Genomic DNA, 26,395 nt, shown 5'->3' on the forward strand with positions numbered 1-26,395 from the left:
CTTACAATGTATTTAGCTTTTCAATAATTTTGTTTGCAAGTTCCTCAATTTTTGTAAAATCTTCTTTTTTAGGATACCCTTTTATTAAAAATGGATCAATTATTTCTGCTTTAAGATTACTCATCATAGAGGTAGCTACTTCAAGTGCTTTGCCGCCCCATCCGTAGGAACCGATAATGGATATATACTTTGTCTTTGGTCTAAGAGCGTTGATCAGGTATAGTGCATAAGCTGCAGGTGGATGTAAACCTGTTAGTACAGTCGGTGTTGCAAGTATAATAGCTGCGGCATCTACAAGTTTTATTGCAAGTTGACCGATATCAGCTACTGTAAGATTTATGGGAGTTACTGTTACCCCTTTATTTAATAGATAATCTACAAGATATTCTACAATTGCTTTTGTACTACCATGCATAGATACATATGGTATCAGTATCTCTTTTTTTACATTGTCAGAGATCCAGTCTTTATATGCATTTATTATAAAATCTGGATTATTATAAATAGGGCCGTGACTTGGTGCGATAATATCAAATTTGAATTTTTCGATTTTTCTAAGATTGTTTTTAATAATGCTTCTAAAAGGCATCATGATCTCTGCATAGTATCTTTTTGCTGGTTCATGTATAGTTTCTTCATCAGTATAAAGATCTGAGGTGGCAAGGTGGGAGCCGAAGAAATCGCAGGTAAACAGGACCTTATCTTCCTTTAGATAGGTAACCATTGTTTCTGGCCAATGGACCCATGGAGTTAATATGAATTGCAAAGTTTTATTTCCAAGGTTTAGTTCATCCTTGTCGTCTATTACAATGAATCTGTTATCCGGAATTAAAAGAAGGTCTTTTAAAAATACAACGTTTTTGGCATTCGTAACTACTTTAGCATCAGGGAATTTTTCAAGTATATGGGGAATTAGTCCAGAATGATCCTGTTCTGCGTGGTTCGAAATTATATAATCAATTTTGTCGGCACCTGTTCGTGAAAGCTGTGAGAAAAAATTTTTCTCCATAGATGGGTCGGCTGTATCTATAAGGGCTATCTTGTCACTTCCTTTAATAAGGTAAGCATTGTACGAGGTGCCATCGGGTAGTGGGATAAGCTCATCAAATAGTCTTCTATCCCAGTGCCTTACCCCAATATAGAATATATCATCTTTTATCTTCTGGATTGTCATGTATGTTTCCTCCTTGGAATTAGTCCTGAACGATTAATCTTCTACAGGTTCAAATTCCTCTTTTCCTGCGCCACATACGGGGCATACCCAATCATCAGGTAATTCTTCGAAAGGCGTCCCGGGATCGATATCACCATCCGAATCGCCTACTTCTGGATCATATACGTAACCGCATACTTTACATTCATACTTTTTCATTATTTTACCCTTCTAATCGTCCAGTAGTCTTTTTTCACCTTTTAAGTTTTTTATCTTAGTTACATCCTGAGTCACCTCAATTACTCCAAGATACCGTCCGTTTTTATCCCTGACAGGGAAATATCTAATATAAATCAATCTATCATTCATATTAATCCAAAAGTCAGCAGATTCTCTTCTATTATTTTTAAAGTCCTCAATAATCTTATTCACAATGTGGATACTCTTCTGAGGATGACATTGCTGTACTTTTCGTCCTATTACTGCTTTAGTCCTTGCAAAAATTCTTTCTTTTGATTGGTTGAAATACCTTACTTCATCATTTGCGTCAACAAATGTTATATCAATAGGTAGGGAGTTCAATATTGCTTCTATCTCTTCTTTTTTAAATTTACCAGTGTCAAGTTGAATCCACCCCTCATCCCCGCTTGATTTGGCAACAACTGCTTCTTCAATATCTATTTTAAATTCACCAGGTTCCGGTGTGAAACAGCAGTAGCCTATCTTATCAAAATCTTTTCTTATAGTGACCCATTCATTATCTGTTATTACTCGAAGAGCAGTTGGAAAGAGGATGTTGTTTTCTTTATAAAAGTGGCTTGATAGTAGTTCGTGTAGTTGTTTCGTGAGATTTTTTAATTCTTCAGTAGCTATGTACTCTTTTTTATCTGCAATAGAATAAATTTGTTTTTTTAAAGCTCTAATATTATCGTGTTCCATCCACATTATAGCTGGAGGTTGTGTTATACCATGCTTCTCTAAAAATGGGAAGAGAGCATTTTCCTCTCGAATGTAGTGCTTTTCCGATTCCTTTAAATGTTCGATTATATGGTCAAATTTTTCCGGGGCAATGTTTCCTGAGTTAATCATTTCTTTTAATTTTTCAGAGAAATCAATAAGACGATCGTGTTCATTATACAGAATTTGTATGGGGTGGCTATTATCGAGATTTTTAGGCTTTGATTTTTCTAATGACTCTTTCATTAACGCTATATGGGCATCGCATAATTTATGAACCTCATCAACTGGCATGCCGTCTCTAATAAGTTCCTCCTCAATCTTTGCCAATTGATCGGGATTTATATCGCCAATGTATTTTGAGAATTCCTTTTTTGCTTCTTCTAGTGGATATCCCTGATGTAGTTTTTTTATTAACTCTTTAATCTTTTCTTTTTTACCCTCGATGCCGAAGATATCACTCATAGATTTTTCTCCTTACGTTGCTTGATGTTTTTATTTTAACTAAAAGACCTGTTCGACCCTTTTTACTTCTGGCACCTCTTCCTTTAGTCTGTTTTCGATGCCCATTCTTAAAGTGTAGGTGCTCATGGGACAGCCTCCACAGGCACCGGTTAAACGGAGTTTTACTATACCGTCTTCAGTTACTTCAACAAGTTCCACATCCCCTCCATCTGCCTGGAGATATGGCCTTAGGGACTCAATTACTTTTTCTATTTTTTCTTTCATGATTTTTGCTCCTGTTTAATTTTAAAATTTTTTAAAGATTTCTTTTTTTGCTTTGCATATTGGACATTCATCAGGTGGTATTCCCACATGTGTATAACCGCAGACAGGGCAGATATAAATATCTTCTATTTCGATATCCTGCTCTTTTTCAACAACTGTTTTTGAATCTCGGTACATTTTCTCGTGAATTTTCTCAGCCTCTAGTGCATAGTGAAAAGATTGGACAGCTAGATTTTCATTTTGAAGCTGAGCAGAATTTTTAAAAACCGGGTACATTTCGGTTACTTCATAATGTTCACCCTCTATGCAGGATTGTATATTAGCTGGTAAATCATCAGTGAAGATTCCTAGGATTCTTGCATGATTTGTTGCATGAACCTGCTCTGCATAGGCAATAGCTTTAAACATTCTTGCGAGATTTTTATATCCCTTTTTCTCGGCTATTTCGCTATAAATAATATATTTCATATGAGCCATGGACTCCCCGGCAAAGGCGTCCTTTAGAAATTGTTCTGTCATTTTTTTCATTTTATTCACTTTCTTCACTTTTCTGGCAGTCTTTGCATATGCCTTTGAAATATCCATGTATTTCCTGTATTAGATGACCTCTGACTTTTGCATATTTTCCCTCAGCAAGCGGGCATCTTACGTTAATGTCAAAAATTCTTCCACACTTTTTACATAAAAAATGGTGATGATTTTTGCGTTTTATTTCATATCGAGCTTCGCTACCTGTGATTAGAATTTCATCTGCTATCCCCGCTTCGACAAATCCGGCAAGGGTGTTGTATACAGTAGTTCTACTTGCTGTCGGGATATCTTTTCTTATTTCTTTAAAAATGTTATCGACAGTCGGATGATCCTCATTTTCAGATAGTATCTGGTATATTCTCACTCGCGGGTAAGTTGGCTTAATTCCCTTTTCACTTAATATTTTCTTAACTTCATCAATTGTAATCATTACAAAAGTATATTAATTACAAATATAATTAATGTCAAGAAATTTTATTTAAATATGTCTCCTGTCTCATTATACCAGAATATAAAATCAATATAATAAATTGGTATACCCAGGTTTTTTGAAAAATTATAAATCCTTTTTTCAATATATAAATAATGACGTCGGCTCATGCTATAATCAATACTATCTATTATACCGTATTTTTTTAAATTTTTCAATATATGTCTGTCAAGTATTGCAAGTTTTCTGCCTATCCAAATATTTCTTAGAAAATGACTTGCCTCTTTATAACCAAACCCTTTAATGTTTTTTACAAGTATCTCTCTTATTCTCTTTACATCATTATCTGTTTTTATTATTTCTAAAATCTTATCTATTTTCCCATTATCTAAGTCTAATCTCAGTTGAGATAGGTAGCTGAGTTTGTTATTTGGAAATCTTACACCATACAGACAATTTTTTAAAGTGCTTTTGTTCAAGTTTATAAATGCGTTGGTTTCTTTTATCTTTTTTACCGTTTCCCAGCAGACCCTTGCTTTCGATTGAGGGGTCAAAATGCAAAATATTAGTTCAAATAAAATTTCATATTTATCAAATCTATCCCAGATATTTTTAAATTCCAGCAGACGGTTATCTATTTGTAGTTTTAGCTTTTTGTATAATTTTTGAAGAGTATCGAATTCACCCACATTATACTCAAAGTTTAACATTAATATTATGAATAAATCACTGATTTATAAACTTAAAACTGAGCAATCTAAAAATTTATTACTCATTAATCCGAGGATATGATTTAGTTTAAATATTCTCTCAGTATATAATCCCGTGAAGTAAATAGGGGGCTTAAAAATCAAAATGGATATTTCATGTCCTCAAGCTTGACATATGTTTAAATTAGAAATGTTGTAAATGTTGTGTTACTGTAAACCTATACTGGTTTGGATCAGTTTTGAAAATCTGATGCAATATAATATTATGTACTTTTTATTTTAATTTTTATATTAGCCTATAAAATGAAATCTATGAGTGCTAATATGGAGGAGATGAATAAAAATGAATAGTCGTATAACAATTGGTATAATATTAATAGCGATTGGAATTGTTTTTCTAATTGGAAATTTTGATATTTTTGATTTTGAGAATATATGGCCAGTTGTGATGACTATCCCGGGTTTTGTTTTATTATATCTTACATTTATGAAAAAAGAAAAAGGTTTTGCTGTACCGGGAACAATACTAACAGTTCTGGGAATATATTTTCTTTACGAATCCTACAATAACTGGAATACTATTGATGAGCTGTGGCCTATCTTTATAATAACACCTGGTCTTGGATTTATAGTTATGCATTTTGTGGAAAAGATGAAGAAGGATTAAACTTCTATGCCAAGCTCATCGATTTTTCTATATAGCGATGAAAGTCCGATTCCTAAAATTTTTGATGCTTTCACTTTATCATTTCCTGTTCTTCTCATGATAGCAAGTATATGTTGTCTTTCAAATTGTCTTACAGCGGATTTAAGCTCATCAGGATAGCCTTCATGTACCTGACTTGCTGTATGTGGTGGTAAATCTTTCAGTGTAATATAGTCACCTTCACATAAAAGAACTGCGCGTTCTATCATATTTTCCAATTCTCTTACCTCACCTTTGTAATTATAGTTCATCAGAACTTTCATTGTTTCGTTATCAACTCCACGTACTTTTCTTTTTAATTCATGGTTGTATTTTCTGATGAAGTGTTCAATTAGAAGAGGTATGTCCTCTCTTCTTTCGTTCAGTGAAGGAAGATGTATTTCTATAATATTTAATCTATAGTAGAGGTCTTCCCTGAAATTTCCTTCTTCAATTTCTTTCTTGAGATCCTTGTTGGTTGCAGATAAAACTCTTACATCTACTTTTAATGTTGTATTACTTCCTAGAGGTTTTATTTCCTTTGATTCAATAGCTCTTAGAAGCTTTACCTGTATATGAATGGGTATTTCTCCAACCTCATCAAGAAAAAGAGTTCCGCCATTAGCAGCACGAAAAACCCCGTCTTTATCCATAGTAGCACCGGTGAAGCTACCTTTTTTGAATCCAAACAGCTCGCTTTCAAAGAGATTTTCTGGTATAGCGCCACAATTAATCGGAATAAAAGGTGCATTCGCTCTCGGACTTGCTTGGTGAATAGCTCTGGCAACCAGTTCTTTCCCGGTTCCACTTTTTCCTGTTATCAATATGTTTGAGTTTGAATTTGCTACTTTTTTTATAAGTTGAAATACATTTTGAATTGCGGGACTTTTTCCAATTATTATGTTTTCATTGAATTTAGAATGAATTTCCTTTCTTAGATATTGTACTTCAAGATTAAGTTGCTGATATTGCTTTATCCTTTTTACTCTCATAATGACTTCATCGAAGTCCACCGGTTTAATGAGATAATCGACAGCACCGCGTCTTAGAGCTTCTATTGCAGTTTCTACAGTTGCGTAGGCAGTGATTATTATTGTCAGAGTTTTGGGGCTTATTCTATTGGTTGTTTCTAAAACTTCCATTCCATTTTTCTTTGGCATTTTAATATCCACGATCAATATATCGAAATTTTCTTTTTCGATAAGTTTTATTGCCTCTTCTCCATCTGCTGCTGTATTACATTCAAATCCTTCTTCAGAGAGTACAGTATACAATGAGTTCCTTAGCTCTCTTTCATCATCAGCTATAAGTATTCTTGTCATTTAATTACCTCACTTTTATCTATTGGGATATTTATAGTAAACTTTGTGCCTTCACCAGGAGTGCTTTCTACCTTTATATTTCCACCTATACTAGAAATTATACCGTGACTCACAGAGAGACCCAATCCAGTGCCGTAGCCGACATCCTTTGTTGTAAAGAACGGTTCAAATATTCTATCAATTATATCAGGATTTATACCTTCACCATCATCAATAATTTCTATTGAGACATAGCTGTCATTTGCATAAGTGTTTACATGGATATTTCCACTTTCTTTGTCTTTACACGCATCAATAGAATTTAGAAGCATATTCATAACAACCTGGTGTATCTGATCAGGGACAAGATAAATCAGAGGAACATCCGGGTTTAGATTTATATGAAAATTTATTTTTTCACATCTAACGTCATATTTTAAAAGACCGACGGCAGAGCTTATTATTTCATTAATCTGAACTTTTGTTTTTTCTCCAGTTGTTGGTCTTGAAAAATCAACGAGCTCTTTTACTATTCTGTTTATTCTATTTATGTTTTCTCTAATCTTCTTTAGGCTTTCCTGTATGAAGTTATCAGTGGTTTTTCTTTGTATAAGCTGAACAAGTGACTGAATTGATGATAAAGGATTGCTAACCTCATGTGCAACCCCAGCGGCAAGATGGCCAAGAGTTGCAAGTTTTTCTGACTGCATTAGTTTGCCTTCAACAGCAGATATTTCCAGTAAGTCCCTTATTATTATAATTCTTTCTGAGATTTTTTTCATACTCTTATTAAGAAATATATCAGTTAGTTCCATTCTTCTCATTTTTCCGTTTTTCAATTGCATATCTGTTTCACATATTTTTATGCCAGATGGATTTATGGTACAAATTTCTGCGATTACACTACTTGCTTTCCCAGGAAAAAGTATTGAAATATCTTTATTGATAATTTCACTCTTTTTCCATCCGAATATTTCTTCAGCCTTTTTATTCCAGAATTTTATATTGTTTTTTTCATTCACCAGTAAAACTCCACATGTAAGGTTATCAGCAAGCTGTTCAAATAATTTCATATTATGCAAATTTTTTTGTGGTAGCCTCTTAAAAATGGTCATTATAAAATATAGAAGAGCAGATATCTGGAATAGAATCCCTAGTATTAAAAATGTTGGCTCGCTAATTTTTACTTGAAAGAAGTATAGTAATTCTATGGATAAGCCTGAAACAAATAGAACGGTAAAAATTATAATGAACGTTTCTTTGACTTTCATATTACCGCCTAAATTTATTTATTTTTATCATTTTTAAAAATTAAGAAAGCTTAATTTCAACCAGCTTTTTCAGAAATGAGATTTCATTGTTTATTGAAAGAGGTATTATAAATTTATTTCCATTGACTTTATAGAGTATTGAATTTAATTTCACAGGGCATTTAGGTGATTATGAGCGAGAAGGAAGAATTAGAAAAACTACGAAAAGAAGTACTTGAGCGAGGCGATCTTCCGCGCCATATTGCTATAATAATGGATGGTAATGGAAGATGGGCGAAGGAAAGGGGCTTGCCAAGAATAGCCGGGCACAATGAAGGGATAAATTCTGTTCGAGAGGTAACCAGAGAATGTGGACAAATTGGTATTGAAGTCTTAACTTTATATACTTTTTCAGTTGAAAATTGGGCAAGACCAAAAAGTGAGGTAAATGCTCTTATGAATCTATTATTGAGAACTATTCAGAATGAGATTGGTGAGTTGATGGAAAACAATGTTAAACTGGTGACTATAGGGCACTTAGAGGATTTACCTGAAAAACCGAAGCAGGGTTTGCTTGAGGCAATAGAAAAAACCAGCAATAATACAGGTTTGATTTTAAATCTTGCAATATCCTATGGTGGAAGGCTTGAGATAATCGATGCGGTAAAGCAGATTGCAAAAATGGTTAAAGACGGAAGGTTGGAACCAGAAGATATTAATGATAACATTTTCTCTCAATATTTGTATACAAGAGACTTGCCTGACCCTGATTTGCTAATTCGGACAAGTGGTGAGTCAAGGGTCAGTAATTTCCTATTATGGCAAATTGCCTATACGGAGCTATACATAACGCCGGTCTACTGGCCAGCTTTTAGAAGGAAGGAGCTTTTAACTGCTATTCTTGATTTTCAGAAAAGGGAAAGAAGGTTTGGTAAAATAAGTGAACAACTAAGGCCGTAAATGAAAAGAATTATTTTTGTTATTATTTCAATTTTTATTATGTATGCATTTCCACAGGAGAAAGCTAAAATTTTAGGTATTACTGTTAAAGGTAACAAAACCATTAAGGAGGAAAGTATAAAACTTCAATCAGGATTATTTGAGGGGAAAAGTATTGGAATTGAGGGTATCCAGAATGCAATAAAGCGATTATGGAATTTAAAGTTATTCTCTGATATTAAAATTTATCTTGATAAAGCGACAAGTGATGGGGTTTTTCTAATAATAGAGGTTAAAGAATATCCAAGGCTTGGTAATGTAAGTATTACAGGAAATAAAAAAATAAGCAAAAATAAGATAAAGGATCAAATAAAACTGATTAAGGGACAGGTATTATCAAATAGTAGAATTTTTTCAGTAAGAAAGAAAATTATTGATCTGTATAAAGAGGAAGGGTTTTTGAACGCTAAAGTTGAAATTGAGACTAAAAAGACTGCCGATGAAAATGTTGTGGATCTGGTGGTCAGGATAAGAGAAAACAAAAAAGTAAGAATTGGTGATATAGTATTTACAGGAAATAAAGCTTTTTCCGATTCACGATTAAGAAGGGTGATGAAAGAGACCCACAAAAGGAATCTTTTTCTATTAAGAATTGGTGAGTTTAAGAAAGATAAGTATGAAGAGGATAAGGAAAATGTTTTAAAATTTTACAGAAATCATGGGTATAGAGATGTTGAAATATTATATGATACAATTAAGTATGCTAAAAATGGAAAGAGGATGATCATAGAAATAGGGATATATGAAGGTCCTCAGTATAAATACAGAAATTTTGAATTCGTTGGAAATAGACTTTATTCGGACAGCGAGCTAATGAGAGTTTTAAATTTAAAGCGAGGTGATGTTTATAATGAAGAAGAATTTCAACGGGCAATTTATGAGAGACTGAACGGTCTATATATGGATCAGGGTTATCTATTTTTTCAGGTAGATCCCAAATTAATACCTGTTGATGATGATAGCCTCGATGTAAATATATTCATAACAGAAAATAAAATTGTTAAGGTTAATAAGATAAATATATATGGTAATGATAAAACCCATGAGAATGTTATAAGAAGGGAGCTTTTTATTTATCCCGGTGACATTTTTAGGAGAGATGTCTTAATACGAAGCCAGCGAAATATATTCTTACTTAATTATTTTAGTAATGTTGAGCCAAATATAATACCAGTAGATGAAGATAAGGTTGATCTGGAAATCAAGGTTGAGGAAAAATCATCTGATAGAGCAAATCTTTCTTTTAGTTATAGTGAACTTTACGGTTTGGTTGGTGGAGGTGGATTAGAGTTTACAAATTTTCGAGGTAGAGGACAAAGATTATCTTTAATGTATCAACGGGGAACGGGATATTCTTTTTATACAGGTACAGCTCCAGGATATGAGTCTTTTAGCATCAGTTTTACTGAGCCCTATGTTTTTGGGACACCGAATCTTTTCGGATTTTCTATATTTTATTATCAAAGAGGTGGAGGTGCTTACTATTATCCTTTTGATCTTGATCAACAGGGATTTTCTTTGAGATGGGGAAGGAGATTCAGATGGCCCGATAGATATTTCAGAGGGACATGGATTCTCAATGTAAGTAAGAAAAAATATAAAAATGTATCTCAATCATACATAGAGAGAGTACTATATGGTGAAGACAATCCCAGAGGAGTTAGCATTACTCAAATTATTAGAAGGGATAGCAGGGATAAGCCAGAGTTTCCGACAACAGGTTCCGTTCTGGAGGTTGTAAATACACTCTCTGGTGGTGTACTAGGTGGAAATGAGGAATTTCATAAGCATCAATTTTCCATAGAGTTTTATACTCCGACTTTCTGGAAACTAGTATTATTTAATCACTTGGAATTTGGTATAATAAAAAGGCTGCATAAGGAGTCTTTTTTGCCACCAGATGAAAGGTTTTATTTGGGTGGCTCTGGTATCTACTATGGTATAGCCCTGCGTGGTTATGATGATTTATCAATTGGTCCTCGGCAGAGTTGGGGGGCGGTTAGTCCATATGGTGGTGAGACATATCTTAAATATACTTTTGAATATAGGATGGGATTGTCAGAGAATCCAACTATATATTTGTTGACGTTTTTTGAAGCTGGAAATACGTGGAAAAGTCTCTCTGTTACGGATCCTTTTGATTTGAAAAGGTCACTGGGTGTGGGAGTGAGATTTTTTATGCCAGCCATTGGAATGATTGGATTTGATTTTGGATATGGATTTGATGATGTAGACGAGCCTGGTACTGAAGGATGGGGTAAGCCAGAGGGCTGGAAGACACATTTTATATTTGGGATGCCATTTTAAAGAATTAAAATTTATATGAGGAGGTTAAAAGTGAAAAGATTTGGATTATTTGCTATTATTGCTATTTGTCTGATAATTCTTGCCGGGAATCTAAATGCCCAGTTAAAAATAGGTTATGTTAATTCAGAAGTGATTTTAAAAGAGTATGATGAGGCAAGAGAGGCACAGGCAAAGCTTGATATGGAAGCTAAGAAGATTCAGGATGAATATCAGAGAATGCTTGCAAAACTTGATAGCTTACAGAGAGAATATGAAAGGCAAAGACTGATAATGAGTGAGGCGCGAAGGACTGAGAAAGAAAATGAAATCGCATCTCTTCAGAGAGAAATACAGGAATATCAAATTAAAAAGCTCGGACCTGATGGTGAAATTTATAAAAAGCAGGCAGAGTATGTCGGTCCTGTGCTTGAAAAGATAAGGAAGGTTATTCAAAAAATCGGTGAAGAGGGAAAATATGATTATATTTTTGATTCGGTAGCTGGGAATATTTTATTTGCAGATCCTGCTCATGATTTAACTGATCAAGTGTTATATGAATTGAAAAGAATGCAATAGATAGTATGAAATTTACATTGGCACAGATTACTGAGCTTATTAAAGGCAAGCTCGAAGGAGATGAAAATATTGTAATTACAGATGTGGCGGAGATTCAAAACGCTATAGATGGTCAAATAAGCTTTTTACACAATCCTAAGTATTATAAATACATTGGTGTGACAAAAGCGAGTGCGGTAATTGTCCCCAATAATTTTAAAGGAAGTTATAAGAACCTGATATATGTTGATAATCCAAACTATGCTTTTTCTCTTTTGATAAAAAAGTTTCGTCCTGAGCCGTCTTTGCCAGAGCCAGATGTGGATAAAACTGCAATTATTAGCAATAAGGCTAGTGTTTCTAATAAAGCTTATATAGGACCATATGTTGTCATTGAAGAGGATGCGATCATTGAAGATGGTGTGGTAGCTTATGGTCATTCCTACATAGGCAAAGGGGTATCAATAGGTGCGAATACAGTTATCTATCCAAATGTGACTATTTATAGAAATTGCCATATTGGAAGAAATGTGATGATACACTCGGGAACTGTAATAGGTAGTGATGGCTTTGGTTTTACTCAGGTAGGTGGAAGAGTGGAAAAAATCCCTCAGGCTGGTGGGGTGATCATAGAGGATGATGTAGAAATAGGTGCAAATTGTACTATTGATAGGGCTACTATAGGCAATACTGTCGTAGGAATGGGTACAAAGTTAGATAATTTGATTCAGATAGGTCACAATGTTAAGATTGGCAAATTTTGTCTTTTTGCTGCGCAGACAGGAATTGCAGGTAGTACAACAATTGAAGACGGAGTGCTATGTGGTGGGCAGGTCGGTATATCTGGCCATCTTCACATTGGAAAGGGTGCAAAAATAGCTGCTCAATCAGGTGTTTCGAAGGATATACCACCTGGAGCTACTGTATTTGGATATCCAGCGAGAAATGCAATGAAAGTAAATAGAGAACTAGCTTATATCAGTTCTCTACCAAATTTGTTTAAAAAAGTTAAAGAAATAGAGGAAAAACTGAAAAAGGGAACTGAAAATGAGAAGTAATCAGAGGACCATCAAGAATGAGGTAAGCGTATCTGGTATAGGATTACATACAGGAGTCGAAAGCACTATTACATTTAGACCCTCCCCTGTAAATACAGGAATAAAGTTTGTACGTACTGATGTTGATGGTTGTCCCGAAATACCAGCGGATATAGATCATGTTGTCGATATATCTCGCGGGACTACAATAGCGCAAAATGGTTTTAAAGTTCATACAGTAGAGCATGTTCTGGCAGCTGTTGCAGGGCTTGAGATAGATAATGTATTAATTGAGTTGAATAATATAGAGCCTCCTGTCTGTGATGGAAGCGCCCTGGAATTTGTTAATGCTTTAAAAAAGGCTGAGATCGTTGAGCAGGATGAAAAGAGAGAGGTTTTAATAATTGATAAGATTATTACATACACAGATCCAGAAAACAGAGTTGATATTCATGTATTACCAGCCGATGATTTTCGAATAACTTTTTTAATTGATTATAAATATATAGGGATAGGTACTCAGTATTCAGCAATGTACTCTTTGAAGGATGAATTTGAAATAGATTATGCTGCGGCGAGGACTTTTTGCTTTTTAAGTGAAGTGATCTATTTAAAAGAAAGAGGTTTGATAAAGGGGGGTAGCCTCAATAACGCTTTAGTATTTGCAGATAAAGAATTAACACCTGAGGAAAAAAGAAAAATTAAAGATCTCTTTGGACTTTCGGAGGATATTATAATAGGTCCTAACGGATTAATCGGCAGTTCTGATCTAAGGTACTATAACGAACCTGTACGACATAAAATTTTAGATTTAATAGGGGATCTTGCGCTTCTGGGAATGCCAATTAAAGGACATGTTATAGCAGCAAGAAGTGGCCACTCTCATAATGTCAATCTTGTTAAGAAAATAAAGAAAGAATATGAGAAGCAACTGATTAAGCAGAAGTTTCAGAGGGAAGAGATAAAAGGTGCTCTATTCGATATTTCGACTATTGAGTCTGTTCTTCCGCACCGTTATCCTTTTCTATTAGTGGATAGGATAGTTGACCTTGTGCCAAGGGAACATGTCATAGCTATTAAAAATGTTACAGTTAATGAACCCTATTTTGTTGGTCATTTCCCCGTAAAGAAAATAATGCCCGGTGTACTGATTGTAGAGGCACTTGCACAGGCGGGAGCATTTCTACTTTTGAATACAATTGAAGATCATGATAAAAAACTTGCTTATTTTGCGGCAATAGATAATGTAAGGTTTAAAAGACCTGTGATACCAGGTGATCAGCTCCGACTTGAAGTAAAGATGCTTAATTATAAATTATCCACGTGTAAAATGCATGGACAGGCGTTTGTTGATGGAGAGCTGGCAGCTGAAGCAGTAATGATTGCCTCAATAGTAAATAGGTAAAAGTACAATTGTGATAGATAAATCAGCAATAGTAAGTCATTGTGCGAAAATTGGTAAGAACGTGGGAATTGGTCCGTATGCATATATAATGGATAATGTAGAAATCGGTGATGGAACTCAAATTGGTGCCCATGCAGTTATTGCATCTGGAGTAAGAATTGGGAAGAATTGCAGGATATTTCATCATGCAGTAATTGGAGAGGTCCCACAGGATTTAAAATTTGAAGGTGAAGAGACAGTAGTTGAAGTTGGTGATAATACTACTATAAGGGAATTTGTTACAATAAATAGGGGGACAAAAGCTACTGGTAAAACTATTGTGGGGTCTAATTGCTTTTTGATGGCTTATGTACATGTTGCCCATGATTGTAGAGTTGGGGATAATTCAATACTCGCAAATGCGGTGAATCTTGGTGGACATGTTGAAATGGATGATTGGGTTGTTATTGGTGGTTTGGTTGGTGTGCATCAGTTTGTAAAAATAGGTAAACATAGCTTTATTGGTGGTGGTTTCAGAGTTACAAAGGATGTTCCACCATATGTCCTTGCTGCAGGTGAACCTTTGAGGTTCGAAGGGCTGAATGTCGTTGGACTGAGAAGGAGAGGTTTTAGTTCTGAGCAGATAAAGAAAATAAAGGACGCTTATAAAGTAATTTATAATACTAATCTTAATGTGTTAGATGCTGTTAAAAAGCTGGAAAAAGACCCATCGGATGAGGTAAAAACCATAATTGAATTTATAAAAAGCAGCTCAAGAGGCATAATAAGATAGAACTGTTTTGAAAATAAAGATTCTAATCTTTAGAGCTATATTTACACTAATCGTAGTGCATAATATTTTATATCCTTTGTCATTAAAGTTGGGTGAGAAAGGGAATGCCAGGGTGGTAGTGATGCCACTGGCAAGAATTATTAAAGCACAATCCTTACTATTTTCTGATCTGGTCGCTTCCGGTCGAGATCCTGATATTCTACTTACCTTTGGTTTGCCATCCATTATTTTACAAAATGGAAATAAAATTGTGCACGGTTACCCTACCTTTAGTGGAATGCTGGATCTATCTCTACATGTAAGTCTCGGAGTTTCATTTTTTTCGGGAAGGTACTATGATGACAATATCAATATAATTAATCCACGTTTTATGGTTAGTGTTAATAATGAACTGATTTCCGAAGGTTTTGTTATAGTAAATTTTATACGAACGATTGGGCCTGATGATTTTCGGTTTTTCTCCCGGGATATTTCGTTTATAAAAAGATTTGAAATGGAAGGATATAGTCTATTTCTCGGGATGACTTTTGGGGAACTGGAGTGTAGAAATGAAAAGCTGATGCCATTTTCTTTTAAGGAAACAGTTGTTGATTTTCAAAGCGGGGTCTTAACAAGGCTAAATAGTAATATTTTCACAGGATTTGAATTTAAAGCTGGTAAAAATTTTCTTTACTTTAATTTAAACTTCATCATAATTATATGAGAATAAAATGAAGAGAATAGGCATATTTGGTTCAACAGGGTCAATTGGAAAAAACACTATCAGGATAATTAGGGAATTTCCCGATAAGTTTCGGGTAATATATCTTGCATGTGGGAAAAACTATAGAGAATTAATTGATCAGGCGAAATTATTGAAGCCTAAAATGGTTGCAATATATGATGAGAATTTTGTTGATATTGTGAAAAGTGAGCTTTCTTCTTATGGTATAAAGATACTCTCGGGAAATAATGGTATTAGGGAGCTTGCAGAATGCAAAGAGGTAGATCTTGTGGTAAATGCAATAGTGGGGTTTAAAGGTCTGGAACCTACATATATTTGTGTCAAAAATGGAGTGAATATTGCCCTTTCTAACAAAGAATCCATTGTGATGGCAGGTGAAATAATTACTTCAATTGTTAAAGATAAAGGGATTAATTTACATCCTATTGATAGTGAGCATAGTGCTATATGGCAATGTATTATTGGCGAGGATAAAAATTTTATAAAGAGAATTATTTTAACAGGGTCAGGTGGTCCATTTAGGCAAATACAGAAAGAATGTTTTGCGAATATAACACCTGAGCAGGCATTGAAACATCCTACATGGAGTATGGGCAAGAAGATTACTATTGACTCTGCAACCATGATGAATAAAGGGTTGGAAGTAATAGAAGCCAGATGGCTTTTCGACATTCCAGCAGAGAAAATAGATATACTGATACATCCTCAGTCAATAGTACATTCACTTGTCGAATTTGTTGATGGTTCGGTTAAGGCACAACTTGGGGTTCCGGATATGAAACTTCCAATACAATTTGCTCTTTCATATCCAGAAAGATTTGATAAAGCCTGGGAGAAATTGAACCTAGAAAATATTGGGACATTAACATTTGAACAGCCTGATATAGAAAAATTCCCCTGTATAAGACTTGCATATGAGTCAATTAGTATAGGGGGTAACGCACCTGCCATATTGAATGTAGCCAATGAACTTGCCGTTTATGCTTTTCTTGATAGAAAGATTAAATTTAACGAAATTTCTGTGTTAATTGAGAAAGCACTAAAGGAGATTGATATTATAAAAAATCCTTCGATAGAAGATATATTTTTAACGGAGAAAGAAGTATCGAAGTATATAAATTTGTTAATTTAATAAAGGAATAAAGAGAGAAATGCTAACGATAATTTCTGTATTGGTGGTTATAGGTGGGGTTGTATTGGCTCATGAATTGGGACATTTTGTGTTTGCAAAACTTACTGGTATGAGGGTAGAGATTTTTTCTATCGGTTTTCCGCCTAAATTGTTTGGTAAAAAGATAGGAGAAACTGAATATAGAATATCTGCAATACCGCTTGGTGGATATGTAAAGGTATCTGGTGTAGTAGATGAATCTATGGATACAGAAATAAAAGGTGAGCCATGGGAGTTTCAGTCGAAAAATATTGTGCAGAAATTACTTTTTATATCCGGAGGTGTGCTTTTTAATCTTTTATTCGCTGTTTTTATTTTCAGCATACTAACGGGGTTATCTGGGATATATGAGGCAGATAATTCTCCTGTAATTGGTGAGGTTATGGGAAAATTCCCTGCTGATTCGATTGGTCTTATTGCAGGTGATAGAATTTTAGCTGTAAATGGTATCCCAACCAACAGCTGGAATGAAATCACAGAGATTATACATTCCTATCCAGATACAATAATTAGAATAAAATGGGAGAGGGACGGAGAAGTTTTTGAAAAGGAAGTTCACACCCTTAAAAATAGGATTTTAAAAGGTAGCAAATTTGTAGAAGTAGGTTTGGTGGGTATATCACCGATATTGCATTGTAAGAAAGCTACCTTTTTTAGTGCGATAGGGAGAGGATTCGAGAATACATTTTACTGGTTGAAAGTAACTATTATTTCTGTTAAGCTTTTAATTACGGGACAGGAATCTATAAGAAATATTGGAGGACCAATTTTTATCGCACAACTTGCTGGTCAAACAGCAAGAACAGGTGGTCTGAGCGCTCTGGCTGGATTAATGGCAATAATAAATATTAATTTAGGACTTATAAATATTTTACCACTTCCTGCCCTTGATGGGGGTCATTTCTTAATTACATTGATTGAAGGTATAAAAGGTAAACCTTTAACTACAAGAACGAAATTAATAATCCAACAGATTGGAATAGCTATAATTATACTTTTGACTATTCTTGTTTTCTACAATGATATATCCAGGTTATTTAGGTAGCGTAAAGGAAGAAACATATGGCTAATGATATTAAAATATACAAATCAAGGTGGATCGTACCAGTATCGAAACATCCCTTAAAAGATTCCTATATTATTGTTAGTGAAGATAAGATTCATAGTGTGGTTACAGAATTACAGGAAGAGTATAAAGACTATGAAGTTGTAGATCTCGGTAATTCAGTTGTTTTTCCAGCATTTGTTAATACTCACATACACCTCGAACACTCTTCGCCGGTATTTGTCCCCACAAATTTTAAAGAATATTTATTTAAATGCTATGAAGAGGAGCGAGAACCTGACGATATCAGAAAGAATACTATAAATGAAAATATTAAAGATGTTTTAGGATATGGTACTATAGCAGTGGCTGATTTTAGCTCAGATGGAATTTCAGTAAATCCTTTAATAGAAAGTGAATTGTTTGCCAGGGTCTTTATTGAAATAAAAGGATTTAGAAGATTGCAGAAAGATTTTATTCTTAAAAGGTATAAAGATATAATAGATTTTTTGCCGGTAAGTAAAAAAGTTACATGTCATTTTACCCCTTCTTCGCTTGCCCTTACAAATGAAGAACTCCTCAGGGCGATTTTTTACAGAGAGAAACATATTGCTATGCATTTTGGATTTGAAGAGTGTGAAAGGCAGTTGCTCTTGAATTGTAACGGGTTATTGAAACAATATTTGCTTAGTGTTGAAGATTATGACTTTGACTGGAAATGTCCGGGAAAGAGCCCTGTGAATTATATGATGGAAAATATGCTATATACAAAGCACAACTTATTAGTCCACTGCTGTGATCTAACGGAAGAGGAGATTGAAAGACTAAAAGAGTTACCGGAAAAAATAAATATTAGTATTGCACCACGAGTTTATGATTCATTATCAATCAAACCTCCTGACATTCATAAATTGATTGAGAATGGATTTAACATATGTCTTGGTACTGAAAGTAGAGTGGTTAACAATGATCTGGACTTAAGAAATGAAATGATTAGATGCGTCACGAAATTCAAGGTTAGTTATGATAATGCTTTAAAATTTGCTACATTGAATGGTGCTTATGCTATCGGATTTCACAGGGAAGTAGGTAGCTTAGAACCAGGTAAAGTGGCAAAATGTCTTGTCATAAAGAATATAGATGAGGAAATTGATGATCCATATAAACCTATATTTAATCCTGATTATAAAATAGAGTGGTTATTATAATATTTTTTATTTTGCTATTGAAAAATTCAAAAAGATTCATTAATAAAAAATTAGATGTTTTATTATCGCAATTATAAAAGTATCAATTATATAAAAATCGGGGTTTTATAAAACTGGAGGAAAAAGATGGGTGAATTTAGCCTGTTACGAGATTTTTTGAAAATCAAGACAAAGAGATTCCCTGTTACTACGGCCTACCTTACCAAGAATATTGTAGGGCGAGGGAAGATGAGTTATATGACGGAATTGAAGAAATTAATTCGGTACAAGCAAAATAAGTCCTATTATAGAGAGTTAAGTGAGGAGGAAAGGAATTTTGTTTCTCAAGATTTTGAAAGAATTTTAAAATTTGCAAATGAGGATTTTCCTATTAATGGCAAACTTACAAGTGTTTGTTTTTCTTCAGTAGGAGAAAACTTGTGGGAAGTGGTAAATTTTGATGTTCCATTTATGACAGAAGTAGAAGTTCAGCCTTTTGTATATATTAAGCCTTTAGCAAAATTGTACAGTCATTACAGGAATTATGGATTAGTATTGGTGGATAAAGCTAAAGCAAAAATATTTGAAAGAAGACTTGGTAGCAATATTGAGCATTTCCAGGTAAGAAGTAATCAGGTAGAGTCTATTAAATATGGTGGTTATAAGGGTAGGGATGAAAGAAGCGTTGAGAGGAATATTCACAACATAATATTAGGTCATTACAAAGAGGTTTCCAAAAAGGTTTCTGAATTAGATAGCAAGTTGAATTTCAATTGGATTATACTTGGAGGACACAGAGATGTATTAAATGAGTTTAAAAAATATCTAAAAGATGACATCTTATGTAAAGTACTTGGTGAAATGATAATAGGCCCTGAAGTGCCTACTGACGATGCTTTCAAGAAAGTTGAATCGATGGAGGATATTATAAAGGCTGAATATGAGAAAAGATTGATTCAAAAGGTGAGGGAACTATCAACAGAAAATTATGCTGTAGAGGGTATACAAGCTGTTATTATTTCTAGCAGGAAAAGAGCAGTAAAAACACTTTTATTCGCAGAAGATTTTATTCAAAAGGGTCATTATTGTAAAGATTGTGGTTTAATTGATACCGGGGATGCTACTAAATGTCCCGATTGTGGTAATAACCTAATGATAACAAACGATGTAACAGAAAATTTGATACATTCCGTTCTGGAAAATGGTGGTAATATAGAAGTCATTGAGAAAGAAAAAGATAAAATCCCTGGAATAGCAGCAATTTTATATTTTCCAATTGTATAAAAAGATTTGGTTTTTAATATTTGTTTAAATTACCAGAAAATAGAGATAAATGTTTTGATTTTTAACTTGACTAACAGGCATTAGTTAAATATATTTACAGAAGCAAGGTTAGTTTTGAATTATGTTAATAAACTTAAAAAATTTTCCGAAGGGTGGGAATAATGAAACAAAAATTTATAATCATTCTATCCGCTTTTATATTTATAGTTTCCTATAGTTGCGGGATTTTTAAAGAGGTAAAAAGAGAAGAACCTGTTAAAGAGTTGCCAATAGAAGAAAAGGAAATTCAAGAGCCTACTGAAGAGACTACTCGCGTTGGGTTAAAAATTCCAGAGCAAGTTTCAGATAAAGAAAAAGAAGAAGTAATTAAGGAACTGTCTTTTGAAGTTAAAAAACTAACCGCAAAGGTCTCATCACTTGCTAACGATTTAAACGAATTAAAAGCAAGAGCTCAAATATGGCAGAATCCATTTTCTTTTTATGACAAAGAAATAATACTAACCAATGGGACATCTATTTTCGGGAAGATAATATACCAAGATGATGAGATTATCAAAGTGGAGACACTTATTGGTTATCTGGTTGTAAAAAGAGATGAAATTGTAAGGATTGTGTCGAATACAGTAGCTCAGGCAACAGAATATGTAATTCCTGAAGAGGTAGAAAAACGAATGGAGTCTCAGGCCCCAACCACCCAGACGCAAACAGTCTTAATTCCTAAAACTCAAACTAAGGTTTCTGCTATAGGCACTGGACAGGCAAATTGTGTACTGATGGGATCAGTTAAAGAAAGAAAAACATCAACGGGTAACCTGGTTCTTTATGGAGAGGTTAAAAATATTGGGACAAGAAGAGCAGATTTTGTCAAGATTAATTTTGTTTTTCGTAGGGATTGGAGCGGAACAAAGGATATAAAAACGGTTTTTGTAGAAGGTTCTAGTTATACATTTAAAAAAACAGGGATTACTACCAGTAATTCACTTCAGCCCGGGGAAACTGGGAAGTTTGAGCTAATATTACCTAAAAATTTCGGGACATTTGTTAGCTATAGTTATAATATTGAATGGGAGTATTTTGATTAATGAATAGAATATATTTATTAATTGTAATGATAATATTTGTTTGTTTAAGTAATCTACAAGCTCAGGATGTAAATAAAGAGCTTGAAGAGAAAAGAAAAGAGCTTGAAAAAAAGGCTGTAGAAATTCTTGATTTACGCTCTGCTCTTATAATCCAGCAAGCAGAGCTTAATCAGTTAAGGAAAGAACTTGAAAAGTTGAGAATTCAAAATGAGATTTTAAATGACTCGCTAAGGAGGAAGGAATCAAAGATTAAAAATCTCGAAGAGCTTCTAAAAACAGTAAAAGAAGATAAAGAGCTGTCCACGGCGATAATTAGGAATATAAGATCATCTGCAGATACTCTTTCAGAAGAAAAAAGTATAGTCGATTCTGTTTTGACCGATGAGGAGTATATTTCAATATATAATAATGCTCTATCGATGTACTTTAATAAAGAGTATAGAGCCAGTATGGATAAATTTGAATATCTTGTGGTTGCTAACAGTAAGCATCCGTTAGCCGATAATGCTCAATACTGGTTGGGAGAATGCTATTATTCAATGGAAAGGTACCAAGATGCTATTGAAGCATTTCAGAGGGTATTAGATCTTGGTGATGGTAATAAGTCTGATGCAGCTATTTTTAAGATCGGATTGAGCTATCTAAAACTTGGGAATAAGATAAAAGCACATGAGATATTTGTAGATCTTGAAAAGAGATATCCTGACAGTGAACTGGTTGAAAAAGCAAAAGAGTATATGAAATTAGATACAAGTTTTTAATGATACTGTTTACCGGCATTAAATATTGTTATGAAAATCTTGAGGAATATATAATTCCATATAATAAATGCATTGTTTTAACAAATTGGTGCTATTATATATTTCAAAGTCTCACTTTTTATCACAATTTAACTTATAAGTTTAACAAAAGTGAAAATTTTACAATTGGAAAAGTGAAAAAAGAATAGTTAATTATGTACTGAGGGAACAGGAATGATATTGAGGAAAACAATATACCCTATTGTAATACTCATTTTGGAAATGGTCTGTCTGGCGTTTACTAGAGGCATAACCAGAGTTTCATTTACAAGACCTAGTTATATGATGAAAATTCCAATCAGTAGTAAAGAAATAAGCCCGTATGTATTTAGAACGGGATTATCAACAGAGATGTTTGATTTTTCCGACATAGTTGTAAATACAGAAGCTGTATATTTTGAGACAGATTTGACAGCATCTTTTAAATTAGGAGTGACTACCATTCAGGGTGTTGCTGGTGATTCGCCAGTAGAGATTGGTTTGCATTTTCAGAAAAAGTTTTTTGAATATAGCGATGTAAGTTTTTCTGCTGGATTATATGATTTTGTATTTCAGCAAGGTAGCAGTAAGATGTCCCTTGATACCAGAAGTTTATCTCTTTTCGGTGTTTTAGGAAATGAGAAAGAATTTGAAAATTATAAGCTAAATACTTATATAGGTATAGGCACAGGTGGATTTTCAAAAGAGAATGTGAGGAGTGATTCAGCCCGTGGTAATCAACTTGGTTTTTTTGCAGGAATAATGTTGAATACATCTGCAATGCAGGAAAAGGGTGGTATTGATTTCATTGCAGAGTATGATGGGACAGGTGTAAATATGGGAATTAGAGTACCAATTGGTTCAAATTATAAAATTAATTTTGGTGTAATACATATGGAGAATCTTCCGAAATTTGGGAAGTCCTACCGATGGGATTCTCCAGCTTTTGTTGTGAGTCTTGATTTTGTAGTTCCCAGAATTAAGGAAATAAAAACCGAAAAACCTGGAATGCAGGTTCCTCAGAGGCAATCTACTATTAAGGAATTAAATGCTCAGGAGTATTATGAACAAAAGATAGATTCGATATTAAAAGCATGCGATATCATTATAGCCGGTTTGCGAGATTCAATAGAATTTTATGAAAGTCAAATTAAATATTTGTCTAATGAAATTACATACTTGAGGCAGAAAATTGGTGTATTAGAGGATTCTGTTAGAAGTGTTAAACTGGCAAAATATGCAATGGAGAGAAATACCAATATGGCATTGAGGCATCTATCTAAATCACTGAGGTACTTTTATGAGGGGGATTATATAGGAGCGTTGAAGGAGGTTGAAAAAGCGATTGAATTAAATCCAAATCTTGCTCTTGCTTATGCAAGAAGGGGATCGATTTATTACAAGTTAGGCGATATAGAAAGGGCAACTTTAAACTGGAATCTTGCCCTAAGGCTTGACCCGGATTATGAAGATGTGAGGAATATTTTAAAGGCAATGAGCGAGTATAGATTAAAAAGTGTGAAAGGATTGGGGAAGGAATAGGTAAAAGATGGACATTGCAAGTTTATTAGGGATAATAGCAGGTACTGGATTAATTTTAATGGGGATATATCAATTAACCCCTGATTTTATAATTTTCGTGAGTTTACCCAGCTTTTTAATTGTAGTAGGCGGATCTCTTGCTGCAACGATGATAAGTTTCTCAATGGGAGAAGTGTTGGGGATTATTAAGTCTGCAATTGCTGTTTTCCGTAGGGAAAAAATAAAGATGGCGGCAATAGTAGATACCATTGTAGAACTTGCACCTATAGCTAGAAGAAGCATGCAGGATTTGGAGAAGGAGATTCCCCGTATTTCAGAACCATTTTTAAGAGACGGAATTCAGATGATTGTTGATGGGTATAACAGAAATGAAATCAGAACAATACTCGAAACGAGAATCATAAATAGGGCACAGAGAGAGAAGGCTGAAGCTAATGTTTTGAAAACAATGGGTAAATTTTCACCTGCTTTCGGTATGATCGGGACACTAATTGGACTCGTAGTTATGTTATATGGTATGAGTGAATTTTCTGCGGCCGGTGAGGACCCAATGAAAACTCTTGGTGCAGGTATGGGTGCTGCATTGATAACCACATTTTACGGAGTGATATTAGCTAATTTAATTTTTAATCCAATGGCTGTAAAATTCGAATCGAGAATTGAGAAAAGAAATATGCTTCAGAGGATGCTTATAGAGGGTATATTGCTTTTACATGAAAGAAAACACCCTCTTATTATCAGGGAAAGATTAAATTCTTATCTTAGACCGAGGGAATGGAAAAGAGAAGAGGAAGCAAGATAAAAAATGTATGAAGGTAATGATATAGAGAAATTTGCGGTTGAAAAACCAGCTGAGGAGGAGCAGCCGTGGTTATTGACCTACGGTGATATGATGACTCTTCTTCTGACGTTTTTTGTTCTATTGTTTTCAATGTCTACAATTGATCCTGTTAAGCTTGAGATGTTCAGTAATTCCGTTGGTAAGGCACTTGGAATAAAAAAGGCAAAGACATATTCTTTAAGTGAGATTTATCGAGAAGTTGTTCGAGTTGTTGAAGAAGAAAATTTAAAGAAAGTAATTGAAGTGCAGACGAGTGCACGTGGAGTAGCAATAAAAATACCGAGTGAGATAAGCTTTGAATCGGGTTCAGCAGAGCTTGATCCAAGAATTTATCCAATTTTAAATAAAATTGAGCCCATGATGAGACGGTCTGTATTCCCTATTGCTATTGAGGGGCATACAGATAATGTTCCAATTTCGTCGGGAAATTATCCATCAAACTGGGAGCTTTCATCAGCTCGAGCTTGTAGAGTTGTAAGATATTATATTAATAGGGGATTGGATCCTTCGCGTTTCCGTGCAATTGGATATGCATCTACACGTCCACGTGCCCCAGGGAGAACGGTTGAAGAAGCGAATGATACTCCCCAAAAAAGGGCTCAAAATAGAAGAGTTGAGATTGTATTTTTAACAGTTGAATGATAAAGGAGTAAATAAAATGAGGTATCTAAAAATTTTAATAGTAGTTTTTGTATTTGTGCCATTTATTCTACCTCAGGTCTCACATTTATCTTACTATTCACAAAAAATTATGCTTGAGAATGCAATAAAAGATAGAATAAACGAAGCTTTAAATAAAATTCTTGAGGATATAAAATTTGTTGTAGATGTAAATATTGAATTGGATTACCAAACCAGTCAGCAAGAGATTCGGTCAAAAGAAGAGGTTGGTGAAAAGCCTACTACCGAAAGCAAATATTTACCTTTACCAGGATTTGAAACTCCCAGTGATCTTACTATAGAGGAACAGCAAGAAGCCACCAGTGTAGAACAACAAAAAACAGTTACACCTCCTTCTGGTGTGCCTATTATAAAAAAGCAAACAATAAATATTATACTGGAAGAAGGGATATCGTCAGAACTGATACAAAGTGTCAGAGAGGTTGCAAGCGTTGCAGCACATCTTGATAAAACAAGGGGTGATGAGCTAATTATAAAAACAGCCCCATTTACAAAACAGAAAGGCGATGCTGAGGCGCTGATTTTGAAAAATATAGCAGAAAAGATAGATGAAATAGATAAAAGGCAAAAAGATATTGAAGGAAAAGCGAGACTTGAGGAGGAGAAAAGGAGAGAAAGGGAAAGGATAGTACAGGATTCTTTAAGAATAGCACAATTGGAGGAAGAGTTACAAAGGCTTAAAGAAATATTGGCAACGCAACAGTTGACTGAGGCACAAAGGAGGATTACAGAGGATCAGGCAACAGAGAGGGAGCGACAAATTGATACATTGAAGGCACAGCTTGAGGAAAGTAATCGGAAGCTACAAGAACTTGAAAAAAGTTTGGCCGGGACTCCGCCCAGAGGGTTCTTATCTCTGGGTAATAATTATTTGATGTACTTAATATTAGGTGTATTAGTATTACTATTGATTATAGCACTTATATTGATTCTTACAATGAGACGTTCTGTTAAACCAAATTCAGTGGTAACTGAAAGGGTTGAAGAGCCAGTTGTTATAAAACCCCAGTCCAAACAACAGGTAGTTACCCAACCTCAGATAGAGGTAGAAAAAGCTGTAAATGAAACTAAACTAAGGCAAGAAGAGGAGCGTTTGAAAAAACTTGAAGAGTTGGAGCAGCAGAAAGAAGAGTTAAAATCGTTGAAACAGTCGGTCATTTCTATGAGTGTTGGGCAACCGGATGCGGCTACAAGAATATTAAGGGAATGGTTAAAAGTTTCAAAGTCAACAGAATCTGAAGAAGAATGAAAATATTTTG

The 26,395-nt window shown here is 34.3% G+C and carries 27 protein-coding genes; 18 read left to right on the forward strand and 9 right to left on the reverse strand.

Translation table 11 applies throughout. The annotated features are described in order from the left end of the window. Window position 1 precedes the first annotated feature (1 nt). The 7 genes from H0Z29_02330 to H0Z29_02360 are packed head-to-tail and all read right to left on the reverse strand — an operon-like array spanning window position 2 to window position 4,489. Complete coding sequence (locus tag H0Z29_02330; GenBank protein ID MBO8130335.1) at window positions 2-1,174, reverse strand: FprA family A-type flavoprotein; 1,173 nt, start codon at window positions 1,172-1,174, stop codon at window positions 2-4. Window positions 1,175-1,207: 33 nt separating this feature from the next. Further along, window positions 1,208-1,372 carry a rubredoxin gene (locus tag H0Z29_02335; GenBank protein ID MBO8130336.1) on the reverse strand — a complete coding sequence of 55 codons (165 nt, stop codon included), beginning with the start codon at window positions 1,370-1,372 and terminating at the stop codon, window positions 1,208-1,210. Between the two features lie 12 nt (window positions 1,373-1,384). Beyond that, complete coding sequence (locus H0Z29_02340) at window positions 1,385-2,575, reverse strand: DUF438 domain-containing protein (protein MBO8130337.1); 1,191 nt, start codon at window positions 2,573-2,575, stop codon at window positions 1,385-1,387. Between the two features lie 39 nt (window positions 2,576-2,614). Then, the gene (locus tag H0Z29_02345; GenBank protein ID MBO8130338.1) at window positions 2,615-2,839 is read right to left on the reverse strand and encodes a NifU family protein; all 225 of its coding nucleotides are present in this window, start codon (window positions 2,837-2,839) and stop codon (window positions 2,615-2,617) included. A gap of 21 nt (window positions 2,840-2,860) precedes the next feature. Further along, complete coding sequence (locus H0Z29_02350) at window positions 2,861-3,367, reverse strand: rubrerythrin family protein (GenBank protein ID MBO8130339.1); 507 nt, start codon at window positions 3,365-3,367, stop codon at window positions 2,861-2,863. Window position 3,368: 1 nt separating this feature from the next. After that, window positions 3,369-3,800 carry a transcriptional repressor gene (locus H0Z29_02355; GenBank protein MBO8130340.1) on the reverse strand — a complete coding sequence of 144 codons (432 nt, stop codon included), beginning with the start codon at window positions 3,798-3,800 and terminating at the stop codon, window positions 3,369-3,371. 44 nt (window positions 3,801-3,844) lie between these two features. After that, on the reverse strand, window positions 3,845-4,489 hold the full coding sequence (locus H0Z29_02360) for an N-glycosylase/DNA lyase (protein ID MBO8130341.1): 645 nt from the start codon (window positions 4,487-4,489) through the stop codon (window positions 3,845-3,847). 364 nt (window positions 4,490-4,853) lie between these two features. Here H0Z29_02360 and H0Z29_02365 point away from each other — a divergent pair, with 364 nt between their 5' ends. Beyond that, window positions 4,854-5,177, forward strand: a complete 324-nt coding sequence (locus H0Z29_02365; protein MBO8130342.1) for a hypothetical protein — start codon at window positions 4,854-4,856, stop codon at window positions 5,175-5,177. Here H0Z29_02365 and H0Z29_02370 read toward each other — a convergent pair. Both H0Z29_02370 and H0Z29_02375 read right to left on the reverse strand, forming a co-directional pair. After that, complete coding sequence (locus tag H0Z29_02370; GenBank protein ID MBO8130343.1) at window positions 5,174-6,517, reverse strand: sigma-54-dependent Fis family transcriptional regulator; 1,344 nt, start codon at window positions 6,515-6,517, stop codon at window positions 5,174-5,176. The two genes, H0Z29_02365 and H0Z29_02370, sit on opposite strands and share 4 nt — an antisense overlap. After that, the gene (locus H0Z29_02375) at window positions 6,514-7,767 is read right to left on the reverse strand and encodes a PAS domain S-box protein (protein ID MBO8130344.1); all 1,254 of its coding nucleotides are present in this window, start codon (window positions 7,765-7,767) and stop codon (window positions 6,514-6,516) included. Before H0Z29_02375 ends, H0Z29_02370 begins: the two co-directional genes overlap by 4 nt. Window positions 7,768-7,938: 171 nt before the next feature. On the opposite strand from H0Z29_02375, the gene H0Z29_02380 reads away from it, so the two are divergent. The 17 genes from H0Z29_02380 (at window position 7,939) to H0Z29_02460 (ending at window position 26,385) form a co-directional block, all read left to right on the forward strand. Continuing rightward, window positions 7,939-8,706 (forward strand): isoprenyl transferase, encoded by a 768-nt coding sequence (locus H0Z29_02380; protein MBO8130345.1) that lies wholly within the window; start codon window positions 7,939-7,941, stop codon window positions 8,704-8,706. Continuing rightward, window positions 8,707-11,052, forward strand: a complete 2,346-nt coding sequence (gene bamA, locus H0Z29_02385) for an outer membrane protein assembly factor BamA (GenBank protein MBO8130346.1) — start codon at window positions 8,707-8,709, stop codon at window positions 11,050-11,052. Window positions 11,053-11,082: 30 nt separating this feature from the next. After that, the gene (locus H0Z29_02390) at window positions 11,083-11,607 is read left to right on the forward strand and encodes an OmpH family outer membrane protein (GenBank protein ID MBO8130347.1); all 525 of its coding nucleotides are present in this window, start codon (window positions 11,083-11,085) and stop codon (window positions 11,605-11,607) included. Window positions 11,608-11,612: 5 nt separating this feature from the next. Then, window positions 11,613-12,644, forward strand: coding sequence for a UDP-3-O-(3-hydroxymyristoyl)glucosamine N-acyltransferase (gene lpxD / locus H0Z29_02395; protein ID MBO8130348.1), 1,032 nt, complete (start codon window positions 11,613-11,615; stop codon window positions 12,642-12,644). After that, window positions 12,634-14,028 carry a bifunctional UDP-3-O-[3-hydroxymyristoyl] N-acetylglucosamine deacetylase/3-hydroxyacyl-ACP dehydratase gene (locus H0Z29_02400; GenBank protein ID MBO8130349.1) on the forward strand — a complete coding sequence of 465 codons (1,395 nt, stop codon included), beginning with the start codon at window positions 12,634-12,636 and terminating at the stop codon, window positions 14,026-14,028. Before lpxD ends, H0Z29_02400 begins: the two co-directional genes overlap by 11 nt. 10 nt (window positions 14,029-14,038) lie before the next feature. Continuing rightward, window positions 14,039-14,800 (forward strand): acyl-ACP--UDP-N-acetylglucosamine O-acyltransferase, encoded by a 762-nt coding sequence (lpxA, locus tag H0Z29_02405; GenBank protein MBO8130350.1) that lies wholly within the window; start codon window positions 14,039-14,041, stop codon window positions 14,798-14,800. Window positions 14,801-14,807: 7 nt separating this feature from the next. After that, complete coding sequence (locus H0Z29_02410; protein ID MBO8130351.1) at window positions 14,808-15,503, forward strand: hypothetical protein; 696 nt, start codon at window positions 14,808-14,810, stop codon at window positions 15,501-15,503. Window positions 15,504-15,510: 7 nt separating this feature from the next. Further along, complete coding sequence (locus H0Z29_02415) at window positions 15,511-16,656, forward strand: 1-deoxy-D-xylulose-5-phosphate reductoisomerase (protein ID MBO8130352.1); 1,146 nt, start codon at window positions 15,511-15,513, stop codon at window positions 16,654-16,656. Window positions 16,657-16,675: 19 nt separating this feature from the next. Then, a complete protein-coding gene (gene rseP / locus H0Z29_02420) occupies window positions 16,676-17,740 on the forward strand; it encodes an RIP metalloprotease RseP (protein ID MBO8130353.1) in 1,065 nt (354 codons plus the stop codon). A gap of 17 nt (window positions 17,741-17,757) precedes the next feature. Continuing rightward, window positions 17,758-18,948: an amidohydrolase family protein gene (locus tag H0Z29_02425; GenBank protein MBO8130354.1), complete on the forward strand. Its 1,191-nt coding sequence runs from the start codon at window positions 17,758-17,760 to the stop codon at window positions 18,946-18,948. 126 nt (window positions 18,949-19,074) lie between these two features. After that, window positions 19,075-20,211, forward strand: a complete 1,137-nt coding sequence (locus H0Z29_02430) for a hypothetical protein (protein ID MBO8130355.1) — start codon at window positions 19,075-19,077, stop codon at window positions 20,209-20,211. 161 nt (window positions 20,212-20,372) lie between these two features. Then, a complete protein-coding gene (locus H0Z29_02435) occupies window positions 20,373-21,293 on the forward strand; it encodes a hypothetical protein (GenBank protein ID MBO8130356.1) in 921 nt (306 codons plus the stop codon). After that, a complete protein-coding gene (locus H0Z29_02440) occupies window positions 21,293-22,054 on the forward strand; it encodes a tetratricopeptide repeat protein (GenBank protein MBO8130357.1) in 762 nt (253 codons plus the stop codon). Before H0Z29_02435 ends, H0Z29_02440 begins: the two co-directional genes overlap by 1 nt. 213 nt (window positions 22,055-22,267) lie before the next feature. Next, complete coding sequence (locus tag H0Z29_02445) at window positions 22,268-23,614, forward strand: tetratricopeptide repeat protein (GenBank protein MBO8130358.1); 1,347 nt, start codon at window positions 22,268-22,270, stop codon at window positions 23,612-23,614. Between the two features lie 7 nt (window positions 23,615-23,621). Then, complete coding sequence (locus H0Z29_02450) at window positions 23,622-24,416, forward strand: MotA/TolQ/ExbB proton channel family protein (protein MBO8130359.1); 795 nt, start codon at window positions 23,622-23,624, stop codon at window positions 24,414-24,416. Window positions 24,417-24,419: 3 nt separating this feature from the next. Next, a complete protein-coding gene (locus H0Z29_02455; protein ID MBO8130360.1) occupies window positions 24,420-25,097 on the forward strand; it encodes a flagellar motor protein MotB in 678 nt (225 codons plus the stop codon). Between the two features lie 16 nt (window positions 25,098-25,113). Next, window positions 25,114-26,385 (forward strand): hypothetical protein, encoded by a 1,272-nt coding sequence (locus tag H0Z29_02460; protein ID MBO8130361.1) that lies wholly within the window; start codon window positions 25,114-25,116, stop codon window positions 26,383-26,385. The last annotated feature ends 10 nt before the right edge of the window (window positions 26,386-26,395 follow it).

The sequence above is a fragment of the Candidatus Neomarinimicrobiota bacterium genome, assembly GCA_017656425.1.
GTDB lineage: Bacteria > Fidelibacterota > UBA2242 > UBA2242 > B5-G15 > JACDNV01.

Excerpts from the sequence above, each read along its gene's own strand:
- H0Z29_02330 (MBO8130335.1), bottom strand. The coding sequence starts at position 1,174 with ATGACAATCCAGAAGATAAAAGATGATATATTCTATATTGGGGTAAGG.
- H0Z29_02335 (MBO8130336.1), bottom strand. The coding sequence starts at position 1,372 with ATGAAAAAGTATGAATGTAAAGTATGCGGTTACGTATATGATCCAGAA.
- H0Z29_02340 (MBO8130337.1), bottom strand. The coding sequence starts at position 2,575 with ATGAGTGATATCTTCGGCATCGAGGGTAAAAAAGAAAAGATTAAAGAG.
- H0Z29_02345 (MBO8130338.1), bottom strand. The coding sequence starts at position 2,839 with ATGAAAGAAAAAATAGAAAAAGTAATTGAGTCCCTAAGGCCATATCTC.
- H0Z29_02350 (MBO8130339.1), bottom strand. The coding sequence starts at position 3,367 with ATGAAAAAAATGACAGAACAATTTCTAAAGGACGCCTTTGCCGGGGAG.
- H0Z29_02355 (MBO8130340.1), bottom strand. The coding sequence starts at position 3,800 with ATGATTACAATTGATGAAGTTAAGAAAATATTAAGTGAAAAGGGAATT.
- H0Z29_02365 (MBO8130342.1), top strand. The coding sequence starts at position 4,854 with ATGAATAGTCGTATAACAATTGGTATAATATTAATAGCGATTGGAATT.
- H0Z29_02370 (MBO8130343.1), bottom strand. The coding sequence starts at position 6,517 with ATGACAAGAATACTTATAGCTGATGATGAAAGAGAGCTAAGGAACTCA.
- H0Z29_02375 (MBO8130344.1), bottom strand. The coding sequence starts at position 7,767 with ATGAAAGTCAAAGAAACGTTCATTATAATTTTTACCGTTCTATTTGTT.
- H0Z29_02380 (MBO8130345.1), top strand. The coding sequence starts at position 7,939 with ATGAGCGAGAAGGAAGAATTAGAAAAACTACGAAAAGAAGTACTTGAG.
- bamA (MBO8130346.1), top strand. The coding sequence starts at position 8,707 with ATGAAAAGAATTATTTTTGTTATTATTTCAATTTTTATTATGTATGCA.
- lpxD (MBO8130348.1), top strand. The coding sequence starts at position 11,613 with ATGAAATTTACATTGGCACAGATTACTGAGCTTATTAAAGGCAAGCTC.
- H0Z29_02400 (MBO8130349.1), top strand. The coding sequence starts at position 12,634 with ATGAGAAGTAATCAGAGGACCATCAAGAATGAGGTAAGCGTATCTGGT.
- H0Z29_02415 (MBO8130352.1), top strand. The coding sequence starts at position 15,511 with ATGAAGAGAATAGGCATATTTGGTTCAACAGGGTCAATTGGAAAAAAC.
- rseP (MBO8130353.1), top strand. The coding sequence starts at position 16,676 with ATGCTAACGATAATTTCTGTATTGGTGGTTATAGGTGGGGTTGTATTG.
- H0Z29_02425 (MBO8130354.1), top strand. The coding sequence starts at position 17,758 with ATGGCTAATGATATTAAAATATACAAATCAAGGTGGATCGTACCAGTA.
- H0Z29_02430 (MBO8130355.1), top strand. The coding sequence starts at position 19,075 with ATGGGTGAATTTAGCCTGTTACGAGATTTTTTGAAAATCAAGACAAAG.
- H0Z29_02435 (MBO8130356.1), top strand. The coding sequence starts at position 20,373 with ATGAAACAAAAATTTATAATCATTCTATCCGCTTTTATATTTATAGTT.
- H0Z29_02440 (MBO8130357.1), top strand. The coding sequence starts at position 21,293 with ATGAATAGAATATATTTATTAATTGTAATGATAATATTTGTTTGTTTA.
- H0Z29_02445 (MBO8130358.1), top strand. The coding sequence starts at position 22,268 with ATGATATTGAGGAAAACAATATACCCTATTGTAATACTCATTTTGGAA.
- H0Z29_02450 (MBO8130359.1), top strand. The coding sequence starts at position 23,622 with ATGGACATTGCAAGTTTATTAGGGATAATAGCAGGTACTGGATTAATT.
- H0Z29_02455 (MBO8130360.1), top strand. The coding sequence starts at position 24,420 with ATGTATGAAGGTAATGATATAGAGAAATTTGCGGTTGAAAAACCAGCT.
- H0Z29_02460 (MBO8130361.1), top strand. The coding sequence starts at position 25,114 with ATGAGGTATCTAAAAATTTTAATAGTAGTTTTTGTATTTGTGCCATTT.